This window comes from Nocardia sp. NPDC046473 (assembly GCF_040645995.1).
In the GTDB taxonomy this organism is placed as follows: Bacteria; Actinomycetota; Actinomycetes; order Mycobacteriales; family Mycobacteriaceae; genus Nocardia.
On record NZ_JBEYZJ010000005.1, the window covers coordinates 368,655 to 384,188 of the forward strand.

At 64.2% G+C, this 15,534-nt stretch carries 13 protein-coding genes and 1 pseudogene; 5 read left to right on the forward strand and 9 right to left on the reverse strand.

The window, feature by feature from the left end; genetic code table 11:
• Positions 1 to 3 precede the first annotated feature (3 nt).
• Entirely contained in the window at positions 4 to 1,050 is a 1,047-nt protein-coding gene (locus ABZ942_RS19645) for an alpha/beta fold hydrolase (protein ID WP_357383857.1), read from the reverse strand.
• Positions 1,051 to 2,181: 1,131 nt separating this feature from the next.
• Between ABZ942_RS19645 and ABZ942_RS19650 the strand changes: the two genes are divergently transcribed.
• Positions 2,182 to 2,799 carry a DUF4360 domain-containing protein gene (locus ABZ942_RS19650; protein WP_357383859.1) on the forward strand — a complete coding sequence of 206 codons (618 nt, stop codon included), beginning with the start codon at positions 2,182 to 2,184 and terminating at the stop codon, positions 2,797 to 2,799.
• A 13-nt stretch (positions 2,800 to 2,812) separates the two neighbouring features.
• Here the strand turns inward: ABZ942_RS19650 and ABZ942_RS19655 are convergent, their stop codons facing one another.
• The 5 genes from ABZ942_RS19655 to ABZ942_RS19675 are packed head-to-tail and all read right to left on the reverse strand — an operon-like array spanning position 2,813 to position 7,945.
• Positions 2,813 to 3,178 carry a DUF1707 domain-containing protein gene (locus tag ABZ942_RS19655; protein WP_357383861.1) on the reverse strand — a complete coding sequence of 122 codons (366 nt, stop codon included), beginning with the start codon at positions 3,176 to 3,178 and terminating at the stop codon, positions 2,813 to 2,815.
• Positions 3,175 to 4,836, reverse strand: coding sequence for an AMP-binding protein (locus ABZ942_RS19660; RefSeq protein ID WP_357383863.1), 1,662 nt, complete (start codon positions 4,834 to 4,836; stop codon positions 3,175 to 3,177). The genes ABZ942_RS19655 and ABZ942_RS19660 overlap by 4 nt, the downstream gene beginning before the upstream one ends.
• Complete coding sequence (locus tag ABZ942_RS19665; RefSeq protein ID WP_357383865.1) at positions 4,833 to 5,009, reverse strand: hypothetical protein; 177 nt, start codon at positions 5,007 to 5,009, stop codon at positions 4,833 to 4,835. The genes ABZ942_RS19660 and ABZ942_RS19665 overlap by 4 nt, the downstream gene beginning before the upstream one ends.
• Before the next feature lie 22 nt (positions 5,010 to 5,031).
• On the reverse strand, positions 5,032 to 6,315 hold the full coding sequence (locus ABZ942_RS19670) for an aromatic ring-hydroxylating dioxygenase subunit alpha (protein WP_357383867.1): 1,284 nt from the start codon (positions 6,313 to 6,315) through the stop codon (positions 5,032 to 5,034).
• A gap of 1 nt (position 6,316) precedes the next feature.
• A complete protein-coding gene (locus ABZ942_RS19675; protein WP_357383869.1) occupies positions 6,317 to 7,945 on the reverse strand; it encodes an aromatic amino acid ammonia-lyase in 1,629 nt (542 codons plus the stop codon).
• A 298-nt stretch (positions 7,946 to 8,243) separates the two neighbouring features.
• Here ABZ942_RS19675 and ABZ942_RS19680 point away from each other — a divergent pair, with 298 nt between their 5' ends.
• Positions 8,244 to 9,188, forward strand: coding sequence for a LysR family transcriptional regulator (locus tag ABZ942_RS19680; protein ID WP_357383871.1), 945 nt, complete (start codon positions 8,244 to 8,246; stop codon positions 9,186 to 9,188).
• A 277-nt stretch (positions 9,189 to 9,465) separates the two neighbouring features.
• Positions 9,466 to 9,630, forward strand: a complete 165-nt coding sequence (locus tag ABZ942_RS19685) for a hypothetical protein (RefSeq protein ID WP_357383873.1) — start codon at positions 9,466 to 9,468, stop codon at positions 9,628 to 9,630.
• Between the two features lie 148 nt (positions 9,631 to 9,778).
• Here ABZ942_RS19685 and ABZ942_RS19690 read toward each other — a convergent pair whose 3' ends face one another.
• Both ABZ942_RS19690 and ABZ942_RS19695 read right to left on the reverse strand, forming a co-directional pair.
• Entirely contained in the window at positions 9,779 to 9,991 is a 213-nt protein-coding gene (locus ABZ942_RS19690; RefSeq protein WP_357383875.1) for a chitin binding peritrophin-A domain-containing protein, read from the reverse strand.
• 438 nt (positions 9,992 to 10,429) lie between these two features.
• Positions 10,430 to 10,657: pseudogene (locus ABZ942_RS19695) on the reverse strand (aromatic amino acid lyase); the annotation flags it as partial.
• On the opposite strand from ABZ942_RS19695, the gene ABZ942_RS19700 reads away from it, so the two are divergent.
• Positions 10,587 to 10,871 carry a hypothetical protein gene (locus ABZ942_RS19700; RefSeq protein WP_357383877.1) on the forward strand — a complete coding sequence of 95 codons (285 nt, stop codon included), beginning with the start codon at positions 10,587 to 10,589 and terminating at the stop codon, positions 10,869 to 10,871. The pseudogene ABZ942_RS19695 and the gene ABZ942_RS19700 sit on opposite strands and share 71 nt — an antisense overlap.
• 53 nt (positions 10,872 to 10,924) lie before the next feature.
• Here the strand turns inward: ABZ942_RS19700 and ABZ942_RS19705 are convergent, their stop codons facing one another.
• Complete coding sequence (locus ABZ942_RS19705; RefSeq protein ID WP_357383879.1) at positions 10,925 to 12,577, reverse strand: FUSC family protein; 1,653 nt, start codon at positions 12,575 to 12,577, stop codon at positions 10,925 to 10,927.
• Between the two features lie 744 nt (positions 12,578 to 13,321).
• Here ABZ942_RS19705 and ABZ942_RS19710 point away from each other — a divergent pair.
• Positions 13,322 to 15,322 carry a TPM domain-containing protein gene (locus ABZ942_RS19710; protein ID WP_357383881.1) on the forward strand — a complete coding sequence of 667 codons (2,001 nt, stop codon included), beginning with the start codon at positions 13,322 to 13,324 and terminating at the stop codon, positions 15,320 to 15,322.
• Positions 15,323 to 15,534: the final 212 nt, after the last annotated feature.

Here is a 15,534-nt window from a genome sequence, read left to right on the forward strand (position 1 = left end):
TGATCAGCCTTGGCCATCGGGCCAGTGCCGCTCGATCACCGTCATGGCTCGCGGGACCGCAGGGGCGTTCGGGTCCAACCACTGGGACATACACTTCAGCAATTCCCGGCGGCCGTCGTCTTCGTACATCATGCACACATCGACCAGTTGGCCCAGATCGAGCACCGTATTATTGCTCGGGCTCAACGTGATTTTGCTGCTGATATGATCGGGCATTTTTCTGAGGAAAGCGTTACGGCCTTGAAAGGCCTTCAATTCTTCTATTTTCGACATCGCTTCGGCTATAATCAGTACTGGCGGCTTCGCATCCATCGGTTCCGCAGCCAGCGGGCCTACTGCAGCGCCGGTCATCGGGCGTGACATTACCTCCAGCAACCTGGAACGTACTATCTGGTACACGCGATCTTCCCGTGACGTCGGCCTGATTATGGTCGAATGGTCGCCGTCGAGGTTGCCGGTGACCGGAAACAAGAAATGCGCCGACTGTGGTTCAACGACCTTGTCTCGCAGGGCGGCGTACGCCTCGAACGGAATAGGTACGGAGGTCGCGGATGTCACCGTTGCATTGATGACTCTATCGAATAGAGTTCGCTGCGTTTCGGTAACCTCCGCGTTGATGGCCCGTAGGTCCTTCTCCTGATCATTCTTCAAGATCCAGCCGAGCATCTTGCGCAAGTATATGATGTACTGCGATCCTGAGTTCGGGGTTGCGAATAGCAGAACGCGCCGAATGCGTTGCAGCTCCATGCCTTTCCCCGCGGTGAGCTGTCCAGCCACATAGCGTTGCACGATCAGCCCGCCCTGACTGTGTGCGGCGAAGACGATCGGTACGGTCGGCGGGACGGCTTCCTGGATCTCGGTGGCAAGCCTGCCCGCGATCTGCGTGAGGTTCGGCAGCTTACCTGCCACCCCGGTCGGATATCCGAAATTGACGATTGATACCTGTCGGTACAATTCGTCATCGCCTTCGAGTAGCTCGACCATCGGGTTCCAGGCTGTGGGATCTGAATTGATCCCATGTATCAGTATCAATACAACTTCGGGAGACAACCGGCCAACCTCATCAATGTCGTACGGTCCGGCGGTATCCGGGTTCGGGAAAGTGTATCCACTAGTTCGAAACCCTACGACGGCGGCTCATTCGCACGGCGCTGCAGTCACATTCCACAAAGGAAAAATAAACTGAGCTAAGTAAAGAGAGAAAGGCGCACCTGCGGCTGGATTGCCGCCGAGCACCGGACGGCCTGGTTCCTGGCTGGCATCGGCAGGTGGCTAGGGAGTGGGATGAGGTAGAGCTGGCCGCGGGCGGCTTCAGCCGGATGTACGTCGAGTTGGACTGGTGGGACGGACCTCGGTCGGGTCTTGTCGATGTCGAAGGCCTGGCCCATTACTTCGAGCGTTGCGACGACGGCCACTCAGATGAAGCCGATGAGTACGTCGTTCAGCCGGCTAGCGCGCGGAGGCAGTGGCGTGGGAGCGCAAGCAATGGGAGATCTTCGTCGCCTGGAATCGGCGCTATGAGGCCGGTGGCGCGCGTTGGCGGCATTGATCGCGAGCTGCGGGCTCGCGGTGGTTGCGATCTCGGCGCGGCCGCCGACTCGGCCGGGTCGCCGCGCAGCTCGCGCCGGAGGCGCATCAGGGTGCGGCCCAGCATGTTCATTCCAGCCGTCGGGGTGGGGCCACGGTGAGGCGGGCGAGTTGGTTGGCGGCGCCGATGCCGTGGTCGCGGCACGCCGCAACGTAACCTGTTGCGCTGCTTACACTCACGCCGCCACCACGTCAGGCTGGCTGGCACATCACCTGGGCTGCGGGCGCAGTCAACAGCCCAACATCACAAAGCCCTACTGGAGTCTTGGCCGGATATCGCATAACTCCGTCTGGGGAGTATCTGGGGAGTCTCGAAGCTTCCGGACAGCGAACTCATTAGTTTACGTTTGTAATGTGGTGTAGAAAAGGGTGGTGAGGGTCGGAGAAAGTCTTTTCCGAGGTACGAGGATGACGCGGGTCGGATGGTGATCGAGACCGGCAGCGGGCAATACCTGAATAGGCAGCAAGCAACATGTAGACCAGCCATCGAGCGACTATTCGGCAAATGTGATGCCACTCACTTCGTGTTTACAGTGAGTCATGTATAAAAAGTTAGCCGCCGTAGGCGCTGCAGTATTCGCGTTCGCTCTACCGATGTCGGGTTCGCAAGCTTTCGGGGCGCCGGCACCCGAATTGAACTCACCCCCTCCGCCGGACAAGATTGTCATCGACGTGGTGACCGTCAACGGATCTGGTTGCCCGAATGGAACTGCGGCCGTGGCGGTCGCGGAGGACAATACGGCCTTCACGGTGACCTATAGCCGATACACCGCACAAGTTGGTGTGGGGGCTGGCCCGATCGATTTCCGGAAGAATTGTCAGCTCGACCTGAGAGTGCATATCCCGCAGGGCTTTACCTACGGGATAGCGTCGGCGGATTACCGTGGATTCGCGCATTTGGAAGAAGGAGCGAACGCGCTGGAAAGGGCCAGGTACTATTTCCAGGGCGACTCGCCGACCGCATACGTCGACCACACGTTCAATGGTTATATGAATGATGATTGGCAAACGACGGACTCGACCCCGGTCGGGGCGATCTCTTTCCTGCCCTGTGGCGAATCTCGCGACTTCGATATCAATACCCAGTTGCGTGTGAAAGCTGGCGCATCGGACCCGAACACGACCACCAGCTTCATCACGATGGATTCCACGGACGCAGGTATTGTCACCGTCTATCACTTCGCGTGGAAGCAGTGCCCGACCAAGTCGTGATGGTGATCTCCACCTAGTATCGACGGGCTCCGCCGCGGTAGCCGGGCCGGAAGCCTCGGCGATTGCGGAAGAGAGCGAAGAACAACTGCGGGAACACGAAGAACGGAACGAAGTGCGTCGTCACGACGACCACTGTGGCGAACACCAGCGCGGCAACCACGGCGACCAGGAGCAACCTCCACGGGCGCCCTGCGGGAGGGGTTGCCGTGACTGGCGGAGCTGGCGGCGGTAGCGGCCGGGGTAGATCCGTGAACAGCACTGCCAGTTCGTCGGCCGTCTCGGCCGGGTAGGCGCGGCCGACGCGCTCGTCGTATTCATCTGCTTGAAACCGAGACGCATCCAGACGACCGAATCCGCCTGGATCAACGACCCTTGTCATCCTTGATCTGCTGGTTCGGGTCGATCGGATGCCGAATCGGGCCGTTCGGCCCAGCGGCGTAGTTCGGCTCTGTCGGTCTTTCCTGTTGTTGTGCGGGGGATTGAGGGCAGCACGTTGATAATGCTCGGGTGCTCGTAGGCCGAGAGTTGATCGGCGAGCAGGCTGGTGATGTCGGTGATCGCGTGCGTGGCGACCGTGTTGGTGGCGAGCACCACGTAGGCCGTCAGCGCCGCGTTTCCGGGCGGTTTCGTGTATCCGACGACGGCGGCCTCGGTGACGGTGGGATGGCTCAGTAGTACTGCCTCTACTTCGGCTGGCACGACGTTGCATCCATCGATGCTGATTGCGTCGTCGGTGCGGCCGCGCATCCAGAAGTAGCCGTCGGGGTCGCGCTGACAGCGATCGCCGGTCAGTGTCCATCCGTCTTGGATGGCATCGGCTTGGCGCGGGTGTGTCAGGTAGCGGCATCCGGTTGGTCCACGCACCGCGAGCTGTCCGATTTGCCCGGCTGGGCAGGGATGGCCGTCTGCGTCTATTACTTGGACCTGGTAACCGGGAACAGGTATTCCGGTGGAGCCAGGGCGGATTCGGTCTTCGGTGGCACCGAGCACACCGTTGGTCAACTCGGTCGCGCCCATGATGTCGATGATCTTTCGTCCGGTCCTGTCGTGCCAGGTGCGCCACAGGGACTGGTCGAGGTGTTCACCACCGGACACGCAGCGACGAAGACGGGGCAACGTTTGCGTGGCGGGTAGGCAGATCCCGGCACGGTAGCCCGACGGTGTAGTGAGCACCAGGTCTGCCTGGTGGCGGGCGACCGCATCGAACAGTGATTCAGGGCTGGAGTCGTCGGGCAGTAGGGCGCCGGAGCCGAACCGGAACGGTGACAGTACGAGCCCGCCGAGGCCATAGGTCAAGGCCATGCTCCGATTGCAGGCCACCAGGTCGTCCGGCCGCAACCGCAGCAGATGGCGGCCCACGGTGTCCCCGACCGTGAGCAGGTCACGATGGAAATGCATGGAGGGTTTCGGATTGCCGGTGGTGCCCGAGCTGAACATGATGAGCGCGACATCGTCGCCTGCGAGATCTACCCGCGGGCAATGGGTGGGGTGTCGGGCGGTGCGCCGGTACAGATCGTCTGTCTCCCCGGTGCCATACCCGAGTGCAGGCAGGCCGGTGCCGGTCGCCACGTGCAGATTGTCGGAGTCACAGAGCACGGCGGATGGCTCGACCGCGTTGATCATCGAGTTCAGCTCATGAGCACGCAACATCGGTGGCAGCGGCACCGCGACCGCGCCGGCCTTGAGAATGGCCAGCAGGCAGGCGATGAACCACGGTGAGTTCGAGCCCATGAGCAGCACCCGGTTGCCGGGTACGACGCGGAGGTCGTGGTGGAGCACGTGTGCGATCTGGTTGGCGCGACCCAGTAGGTCCGCGTAGGTCCATATCGTCGAGTCGGTTACCACGGCGCGGCGGTTATGCCCCAGCCGCGCGCCGGTGTCGTCCAGCAATATGGTGGCAGCGTTGAACCGCTGCGGATATCGCAGTTCCGGCAAGGTGTAGACCAGCTCCGGCCACGGGCGTACCGCGAGCGCATGGCGTCGGGTGAACCTGTCCACATGTCCGGATGGCGTCAACTGCGGGGTGTCGCCAGTCATGCGTGCACCGCCTCGGAGATGATCACGCGGTTGACGACACCGATGTCCGACGACCGTCCACATCCGGCACACCAGCAGCAGAACCACCGCTCGTCTCGGGCCCAGAACTCCTGGACCAGCGCCGAGTCGGGGTATGGGCGCCCGCACCACGGGCAGTGCGCCGGTGTGTTCATGCCTCCTCCTCGCTGCGCTCGCTCATGAGGCTGTCCCCGCGAGGTCGGGATCGGTGAGGTTCATCCCGAGGTCCAACCCCACTTCGGTGTAGCGGCGGGCGATCTCGGCGCGCCGGGGGCTGAACCTGGGGTAGGCCGCGGACAGGAAGTCGCGGACGAAATTGATGCCGGATCCGAACTTCTCGTTCTCTTGCGGGATGTCGAGTACATCGTCGTCGCCCCGATGCACCCCGAGCGGATCACGCCCTTCCGCGACGGCCGTCATTGCCTGGAAATACATGCGGCGCAACAGGATCACTCCGCGATCGACGGTTCCGAGATGTTCTCGGGAGCGGTCGGCGATGCGGCCCTGGGTTACCCAGGCCATGATGTCCTGGCCTTCGACGTGATCCACCCTGTGTTCGCCGTTGGGCCACCGCCACGGAACCTCGAAGGATGTGATCGGGCCGGGTTCGGGGACCGGGAGACCACCGGGGCGCCATGCGGTGTACCACAGCACCCACGTGTTCTCATCGTCGATGGGCACCCGCAGGTGGTAGTGCGAGCTACCGCCGCCCCCGAGCCGCAGCATGTGGGGAAAGACCAGCGGGTGCCCGATCGACCAGTCGTCCGCGTCGGTGTCTTGGCCGTGGAGTTGACGGCGCATGAGGATGCCGTGCTCGAACTCCTCGAAGGCTACTTCGCGGTTGAGCTTGGCGAATGTCGCAGGGATGCGCGCCGCGTGTCCTCGGCTGGCCATCCATTCGCTGTACCGTCCGTGCAGCCAGGCCACGTGGTCGAGGTCGACCGCGTTTTCCATGATCTGCACGAAGTTGCACGGCACAACGGCGTATCCGATATCGCGGATGGCGTCGTCCCAGCAGAACAGGTCATAGCGGGGCAGCGTTGGCGCAGGGTCCGGGCCCAGGTAGGCGAACACCAGGCCCCCCAGTTCCCGCGCGGGATGAGCTCTGGCGCTGACCCGGTGCGCGAAGGTGGACTCGTCGGGTTCGCCGGGTTGTTCCTGGCATACTCCGGCGCCGTCGAATAGCCACCCGTGGTAGGGGCAGCGCAGCCCGTCGTCTTCCACGATCCCGTACGAGAGCGCGACGCCACGGTGTGGGCACCGATCCTCCAGCAGGTGCACATCGCCGTCGGCGAGCCGGTAGAGGACCAGGTTCTCGCCGAGTAGCCGTACCTTGCGCAGGTCGTGCGGCAGCAGGTCCGCGGAGATGGCGACCGGCCACCAGTAGCGACGCAATAGTTCGCCCATCGGAGTGCCCGCGTCGAACCGCGTGAGCCTCTCGTTCCGTTCAGCCGAAAGCATCTCACCCCTCCTCGATACACGCGCGACGCAGCTCGCCCGATCGGATGAGCTCGGCCAAGGTCGCGATATCGGAGTCCATCTGTCGATCGGTGTCGAGGAATGCGACGTGCTTGCGCACCGCACGAAACGCTGCCAGCGTGCCGCGGCCGAGCTGATCGGCCCCGCGCAACTCGGCGGCTTGGCACAGCGCGGCGAGATGGATCGCGGTGATGTTCTGTACCAGCTCGACAATTGTCCGTGCGTCACGAGCGGCGATTGTGCCCATGCTGACCTTGTCCTGGTTGTGCGCCTCGGTGGACCGGGAAAACGTCGTTGCCGGCGTGGCAAGCTTGAGCGCCTCGGCCGCCAGCGCGGAACAAGCCAGCTGCATACCTTTGAACCCGTGGTGCAGCCCCGCCTGGTAATCGTCGTCGGCGAACCGGGGAATGAGATTGGGGGTCAGGCCGCGGTTGAACTTCTCGTCGACGACGAGCGCGAGCTGCCGATCCACAAGGTCACCCAAGCTGGCCACCGCGATCTTGAGCGCGTCCATCGCCTGTCCAACGTGACCACCGTAGAAGTTCCCGCCGTTGTATACGTTCTGTGTGTCCACGTCGAACAACGGATTGTCGTTGGTCGAGTTGATCTCGGTATGCAGCCAGGGCCGCACCCAGTCCAGGGTGTCCAACAGCACGCCCGTGACGTGCGGTGCGCAACGGACCGAGTAGCGATCCTGAATGGGATGAGTGAGCTGGACGTACCCTTGGTCGCCGAGCTCCGGATTGGCCGCCAGCACCTGTGGATGGTCGCGAGCCAGCCCGGACCCCGCTAGCAACGCGCGAATCCGCGCCGCGCTGCGCATCTGGCCAGGATGCGGCTTCTGTGCGTGGATCACTGCGTCGAAATGACCACGGTTGCCGAGCAGCACCTCGACCGCAAGCGCAGCGCACACATCGGCCGCCGCGGCCAACTCGGCGGCGTCCGCGGCGGCGAGCACGGCGAACCCTGACATGAACGACGTGCCGTTGATCAGCGCGAGCGCTTCCTTGGCCTCCAACACAACTGACCGCAACCCGGCCTCGGCCAGTGCACGTTCGGCCGGCCACAGCGCGCCCCGGAACCGGGCCTCTCCCGCGCCGGTGAGCATATTCGCCAAATAGCACAGGGGAACTAGATCGCCGCTGGCGCCCACCGATCCCCGTTCCGGAATGACCGGCAGGATATCGGCATTCAGGCAGTCCAGGAGCAGCCGCACCACCTCGGGCCGCACGCTGGAGTAACCACGAGCCAGGCAGTTGGCTCGTACCAGCATCGTGGCGCGCACCACCTCGGACGTTGCGGCAGGCCCGGATCCGTTGAGGTGGTAGTTGACGAGATTGCGCTGCAACTCGATTACTTTGCCCGGGCTGATCTGCCGAATACAGCTGTCGCCGAAACCGGTGGTGACACCGTAGATGGGCTGGCGGCTGGCGATGAGCCGATGTTTGAGCGCGACCGAATCATTCATCCGGGCGACGGCGCCCTCGTGCAGCCTAGCGATCCGAGCGCGGGGATTTCTTGCTACGCACACTGTTTCGGTGATCGTCAGGGTGTCCGTGCCCACTGCCAGCTCGGTGTCCTCTGCCAGCTCGTTCGTCGTGGCATCCGGCATGACCGTGCACCCTTTGCTCGCGAAGCGACCGGGCCGACGAGGTTCTGGTTTTCGTGCCATGGATTTCCCCTTCGCGGAAGAATCAGCCACCTGGTTGCGACACATCAAGAGTGTGTCGGCCTCGGGCACCTGAAGCCCAATCCCATGTGGTCATGCCATTACGGCATGACCCGAGACATAACCCCTGAGTCCCTGCGGTCTTCGAGATGGCCGTTGCCGGGCTCGACGTTCGCAGCGAGGCATCGGTAAATAGCTTGTCCAGCAGGGATTTTCAGCCAATCGGCCCTAGCATCGCTGTATGGAGTTGGAAGTGCGACACCTGCGGATGCTATGTGCCATCGCGGAGCACGGCAGCCTGACCAAGGCGGCAGCCGCGCTCGGCATGTTGCAACCGGCTCTGACCAGGCAGCTTCAACGTCTCGAGCGAGGGCTGGGTGGTTCACTGTTCACCAGGAGCGGCAACGGATCGGTGCCGACCCCACTCGGCGAATATGTGTTGTCAAGGGCTCATGCGGTACTGCCCGCACTGGATGGGCTCAACAGTGACGCGTTCCGCGAGGCAGCCGGGTGCAAGCTCCCGAATCGGTTCCGCTTCGGCGCGGTGCTCGGGCCGTTGGCGGCAGGATTGCTGCCTCCCTTGCATCGGATGCTGCCCGCAGCCGACGTCAGGTTGCTCACCGAACCGTCCAACGCGGTGCTCGCCGATCTCGTGGCCGGGGGTCGTTTGGAGTTGGCGGCGATCCTGGAATTCCCTGGCTACGAGTTACAGGTGAAGCCCGATGTGCAACGGCACGTCCTGGCCACCGAACCGGTGTTCGTACTGCTGCCCTGCGACCATCCCGCGGCGCAGTGGCCCGAGGTTCCACTCGCCGCTCTCGCGCAGGAGGATTGGGTATTGGAGCCGCCGGACGACAACAGGTTCCGCGAGTACGTCACGGTGGCCTGCTGCGCTGCCGGCTTCATGCCGCGCGTCTGTTACGAGGCCGAGGCAGGCAGTTTGACGGACCTGATCAGCAGCGGTCAAGCGATCGGTCTGGGGCAGGCGACGTTCCGGGTGAATCCCCGGATCGCGGTGCGGCCCCTGGCAGGGAATCCGTTGTGGGAGAGCCATGTGCTGGTCTGGCAGCGGTACGGTCCGTTTGCCGGGCTCGCGCCGAAGTTGATCAGCGCGGCGGAGCAGGTGTACGAGGCTGCAGTGGACCGGAGTCCGGCCTTTCGGGATTGGCGCGATCGTCAGGTCTAGGCCAGGCGCAGCCGCTCCGCCAGCGCGCATGCGGTCGTGACGGCCGCCGGGCCGACCGCTGATCATGGTCGGTCGAACACCCGCGCAGCGGCTAGTGCATTCGGACGACCCGAGATGGTTTCCGGCCGTTGATCTTCGAAGGTGAGCGCTGGCGGCAGTGGCTGCGGCGAGGCGATGCCTAGCGTGATCCGGCAGGGCCGGCCATTCAGGGATTCTCATCGAGAATCCCTGCGATACTTGATGGATCGGAACGATCCGACCAAAACAAGGTGGCCCCATGACCGACAACCCTGTCGACGATCCCGAACCGGTCGAAGAACCCCAGTCCGCCACCGACAGCCCCGAACCCGAACAATCGACCGACACTGAGCGCACACCACCGCCGCGGGTCGGTACCATTCCCGACAGCGTCGTGTTCGTACAACCCCCGCCAGTCACCTAGCCGGGCCTTCTCTGGCTGGAAAGCCTTGCAGGACTTCAATTCCGGCAGGGATCGCTCGGCTGTCCTCCTCGCACGCTGTGCGGCTGCCGCATGTTGGCAATCACCGTCGCCTCCGAGGGGGACAAGACTGCCGGAGACCGAGGACCGGTCAGGACGAAGGGTCGGCGAACGCCTCGGGCGGGAGTTTTTCCATGCTCCCTGGCGGCATTTGCCAAGGATGCACACAGGTCACAAGCTCGGGGTGATAGTAAGTCCCCGGGCCACACTGGAAGTCGAACCGTGTGCCATCGACTATGCGATAGAACCTGCTCGGGTCCTCGGGATCTGGATAGAAGCCGTCTTCCTGAGTCTGATCAGCCATAACTCAATGGTCTCCCCGAAGCGATAATGCTGTCGGAGTTCTCCGATATTTGCTCGGAATCTGCTCGCACCAGCCCGCTGCAGGTTCGTCCGTCACCAACCCGTATGCGACACAACACGTCCCATCCACAGCGCGTGTCGTAGAAGAAGACGACCGCGATACCTCTGCTCGACTTGAAGGTTTCGTACTCTTGCTCAGACTTGATCGCCGTAACGGTCATCCGGGAACCCCTACTCGATCGCGGTGTGCAGATCCATGTAAGTTTCTGAGAGACAACGACTTCCGGGATGTCGTTTCAGCAGAGTGTCCTCGAGCACCGCGTCGAGGGCAGTGTTCCTTGATCGTTGACTGGTCGGCACGATCAAGGCGGGCTGAACGTGACCGGTGAGTCCAGGCAGTCGACGTTGCGCGTCTATGAGGGTTCGAGCGATGTCGACCTGAGCAGCGCAGCGAATACGCGTCCTGTGCCGAGTGTGTTTTCGGTCTGTGCGCCACGATGTCCGATGCCGCGAGCAATCGGGTCATATTGGCGGCAGCGGCGGCTTGCCCGGGATGTGGGCGCAATTGCTGTAGATCGGCTGCGAATACCGTGTCGGTGTCGAACAATCCCTCCCCGCTCATCGCGGCTGCGATATCCGCCAATATCAGTAGTTCATCCAAGCGGCTGCTGCCTGCCTATCCACTGCCTGCTGAGCGGCGGGACGAAACCGTCATGCGCGCGGTCGTTCGCCACGGGTTCAGCCGTGATATGGCGGATCTGCTGCTGGCCGATATCGAACGCGGTCTGCGGCAACTCGACCGGCATCCACCGTCGAGCTCGCTGACCTGGGCCGAGGCCGGTGGCTTCGACCGTAACGCCACCGCGTGGGTGCACCGATGACAGCGCCAGGCCGCGGGCGCTCGGAGTCAGGACCTCCGGCGAAACGGTCCTTGTCACGCAGCGGGATCGTCGACCGATGCCGAATGCAGGCGCGCGGCCCGGTCGTCGATGTCGGCGAGCAGTTCGCCGGGCAGCGTTGTCCAGCATGCGATCAACAGGTTGTAGCACTGCTGTTCGAGTCGCAGGTAGGTGAGCCAATGTCGTTGTGCCCAGGCGGGTTCGGTGTAGGCCGCATCCATGCCGCCGTTCACGGCGGCGAGGAGTTCGTATTGCAGATCGCGCCGTCGTCGCAGTGCGCGCGGATCGTCCGGTGGTATTTCGCGCAGTAGCTCGAGCAGTCGTTTCGCCGCGGTCGCGACTGTTCGCTGCTGCCAGAGCCACCGGCGTCGGTGCGCGCGATGGTCGATCAGCCACAGCGCGGCGATGCCGACCAGCGCGCCGATCGCGGTTTCCAGCACGCGATCTCGGATCAATATGCCGAAATGATCACCGACCACGCCGTCGGTACCCACCAGTAGGGCTGCCGGGGTGGCGAACGCTACAGCGAGGGCGTAGTTGCCGCCGGCGAGGAAGTCGGTCAAGAACAGCAGGGCGGCGAGTAAGGCGATCAATCCGATCCCGGACGGCGACAGGTAGACCACCGCGGCGAACACGCCGATTCCCAGCATTGTGCCCGCCAGCCGGTGCAGGCCGCGGATCGTGCCGTCCATCCGGGCCAGCCCGGAGCTCATCACCAGGGTGACCGTCAGGATCGTCCAGTCCGGCCGATCCAGCCGAAGACTCAGGCTCACCGCGGCCGCGATCGCACCCGCGACGATCAGCCGCACGGTCGTGATCATCGCCAAGGAGTTGGGCGATAGTGCGCGAGTAAGGCGGTAGGCCAGGCTCGGCCGCGGCAGCGGTATGCTGTCGTTTCCGAAATTTGGTGCAGCGCAAGGTATTCCGGTCATTCGTCGATTCGCGCAGAGTAGTTCGGCCGTCAGTGGGTTGTCGATGTGGACCGGACCGGCGTCGTGTAGGGCCGCCCAAGCCGCCGCCAGAGCCGCGTTCGCTTCGCGTCGCGCTGTCATGGCCCGTCGGCTGCCGTCCGGTTGTAGTTCCTGATGCCGGTCGACTGCCGAAACCGCCGCGGTGACGGCATCGCGCTGTGGTTTGTCCGGGTGGTACAACCGGCCCGACATCGACACCGCCAGGGAACCGAGCATCCCGATTACCGTCCAGACGAGTACACCGATCGGCGACTTGCCCGCGGTCACTCCGACGAATCCAACATCGCCGAGCATGACCGCCCACGCTCCGAGCGGCGGCGTCAGCGGTAGCGCGATGCTGATGTAGGTGGCCATCGCCGCCATGCAGATCAACAGCACAACCCACGCCGGTCGGGCGCCGCCGGACACCGACGCGGTGATTTCCCCCAGGTACACCCAGGCTAGAAACACCACACCCAGCACGCCGAGCAGCCGCCACCGCATCCGATAGGGGCAGGTGTGCCCGTACATGGCCAGCCAGATGCCCGTCATGATGCCGAACACGTGCTCGCCCTGACCCAGCGCCTCGGCGATCGACGCGGGTACCGCGAAGGCTGCCGCCAGCCGCAGAGCGCTCGGCCAGCGAGGCCCGATACCCGTGACAGCGAACAGCTTTCGCAGCGTCGGCACCGGCTGCGGAATCACCTGGCCGTCCTCGCACGGACTGCGATGGGGCATGAGCTACATCCAAGCACTTATCCTGCTGATAGCACACTATTGGCTACCATTGCTCGCGCGGTCGCCCGTGGAACGTGCGCGTCGGCGTCGGGTCTGAACCGGCAGGTCGCCGGGCGCGCCAGCACGGGGGATAAGTCAGCCTCATCTAGGCGCCGAGTGATGCCGTGGAATCCGCATGCGGGAGATGACCACCCGCTGCCGCGAACTGACCCGACTGTGGACTCGGCGGGACAACGTGCCGTGCCCTGGGCACCCAGCTGGTTCGTCCTCTGTCCTCGCATCGATTCGCACCCGGAGACCCCGGCCGAGTCCACACGTCGATCCTCGGCTCATCCAGGTGCGGGAAATGGTCCACCATCGGTCGCCGGTTCAGCCCGGTTCATGCGGCGAGGCCGTCGCCGAAGTACGAGCGCTCCGGTGCAGCCCCCATGTGAGTGGCGATACCTAGCGATGGACGATCCGGACGAGTGATCCGGCCGGGACGTGCGGAGCGCGCACCGACGGCCTAATGCCGATGCTATATGAGCTATGTGCCAGTTATCGCAATTTGAACCGATCCCATTGCGACATCCGACAGGGTTCATCCACAACCTGCAGCAGGCACTCGGCTACCACATAGGACCAGTCTGTGTGGACTTCACGGGATGTAACCAGGGGCAGCCGCGATCGCGGCGTCCCGGGTGGGCGGTTACCGACGCTGGCAACATTCACCGACATCTGCATCCCGGCAGCTACATTCTTAGGATGCCGCCACTGCTGTCGGGGGTTCGTCGCGTTGCGTCGCTGTCGTCGGTGACGCTCGGCGTGCTGTTGGTTGTGTTGTCGGGTACGGCGGTCCTGCGGTCGCCGACGGCCGCGGCAGAGGATCCGTTTCGGTTGCCGGACCATGTCACCGATGCGGCGCAGGTGCTCGATGGCAAACAGCGCGATCGGCTGCTGCGGGCCGTAGATGACCTTTACGACACGCATGGGGAGCGGTTGTGGCTCGTCTACGTCCACGACTTCGGCGGACTCGACCCGCAAGCCTGGGGGGAACGCACGGTCGCGGCCTCCGGATTCGGTGACCGAGACCTGCTGCTGTCGATCGCGGTCGCCGATCGAGCCTATGCGTTCACCGGTGCCCGGCCGTCGTCGGTCAGCGATGCCGACGTGGAGTCGCTGCTGCGCGAGCGGGTGGAGCCGCAGTTGCGCTCGGCGCAATGGGCCGAAGCGGGAATCGCTGTGGCGGATGGATTGTCGCGAACCATGGGCGATTCCGGGGGGCCGGGACTGTGGCCGGTGGTGGCGATCGCCGTGTCGGTGATGGCGATCGCGGCGGGTCTGGTCGTGCTGTATCGGCGGCGGCGCGCCGAGCGGGGCCATCTCGGGCTGGTCGCGGTCCGGCAGATCGACCCGGCCGATACCATGCGGTTGGGTGAGCTGCATCCCGATGTTCTCGACATCCGGTCCAAGGAGATCCTGGTCGACGTCGACAATGCGATTCGCACCAGCGTCGAGGAACTGCGGCTGGCCACCGACGAGTTCGGCGCGACCGCCACCGCACCGTTTGCTGCTGCCGTCGACGGCGCGAAAGAGGCTATCGCACATGCCTTTTCGATTCGTCAACGGCTCGACGACGATATCCCTGAGACCCCGGACGAGCGCCGCGATCTACTGGTGGAGCTGATCTCGGCCTGCGGGCGGGCCAATGCGGAGCTCGATGCCAAGGTCGCCGAGTTCGATGCGATGCGCAACCTGCTGATCGATGCACCTCAGCGACTGGACGCGCTGACCCGTGACGTGGTGGAGTTGACCACGCGTACATCGCGTTCGGAGGACCTCCTGGCGCGGCTGGTTCGCGAGTATCCGGCCTCGGTGATCGCGCCGGTGCGCGAGAACGTCATGATGGCGCGAGAGCGAATCTCGTTCGCGCAAAGCAGGATCGAGGACGGGCGCGCCGCGGTGGCCCGGCCGGTAGGGGAGCAGGGTGCGGCGGTGGCCGCAATTCGCGGCGCCGAGTCGGCGGTCGCGGCGGGCCGGACGCTGCTCGACGCGGTCGACAGCGCGGCCACCAATATCGAGCAGGCGCGCGCCGGGCTACCCGGTGCGATCGAGGAGCTGAGCCGGGCAGTGGACTCGGCGGCGACGCTGTCGAGCCTCAGCGACCGGGAATTGTCGAAGGCAGTAGCCGCCGCTCGGAAAACGGTGAAGCAAGCCGCCGCGAGCGGGGAGACCGACCCGCTCGGAACCTTCCAGAAAGTGGTAACTCGTGCTGTTGCCTTGGATCACGCGCTGGCCGCGGCGACGGATCACAAGCTCGCCGACGAACAGCTACAGCGCCGCCTCGATCAGGCGTTCGCCGCCGCGGACGGTCGGGTACAGGCCGCCGCCGACTACGTCGCCACCCGCCGAGGCGGCGTCGACGCAGCGCCGCGTACGCGGCTCGTAGAGGCTAGGCGTCATCTCGATCGCGCGCACACGCTGGCGAACACCGATCCGCAACGGGCACTGCGACATACCCAACGGGCCGTCGACTCGGCCGATCGCGCCCTGCACACGGCGCAGGCGAGCGTGAGGAAATGGCGGGCCCGGCAATCGGTTCCGCGGTTGGTCAATTTCGGTGCGGTACTCGCGGGTGTTCTCATCGAAGGGGTCATCGAGGGTTTACTCGGCCTGGACGACGACTCCGACAGCTCCGGTTGGGGCCCAGGATCGTTCGGTGGTTCCGGCAGCTCCGGCCGAATCAGCCGTGGGGGACGATTCTGAGCCGACCTGTCAGCGCCTTTCGATTCGCGAAACGCACAGTCGAAATCAGGGCCGGAAATGGCCTATCCGATACTCGTTCGGCGCGGTACACAGCAAGGGAACTCCGCGAGATGAACACGGCTGGCGAGGAGTGTCGAATCGCACGACCAGCCGGTTTCGCGCTCGGCGGTGTCGAGAACCTTTCGGCGCATTTTGCTCAACCCACTTGCTTA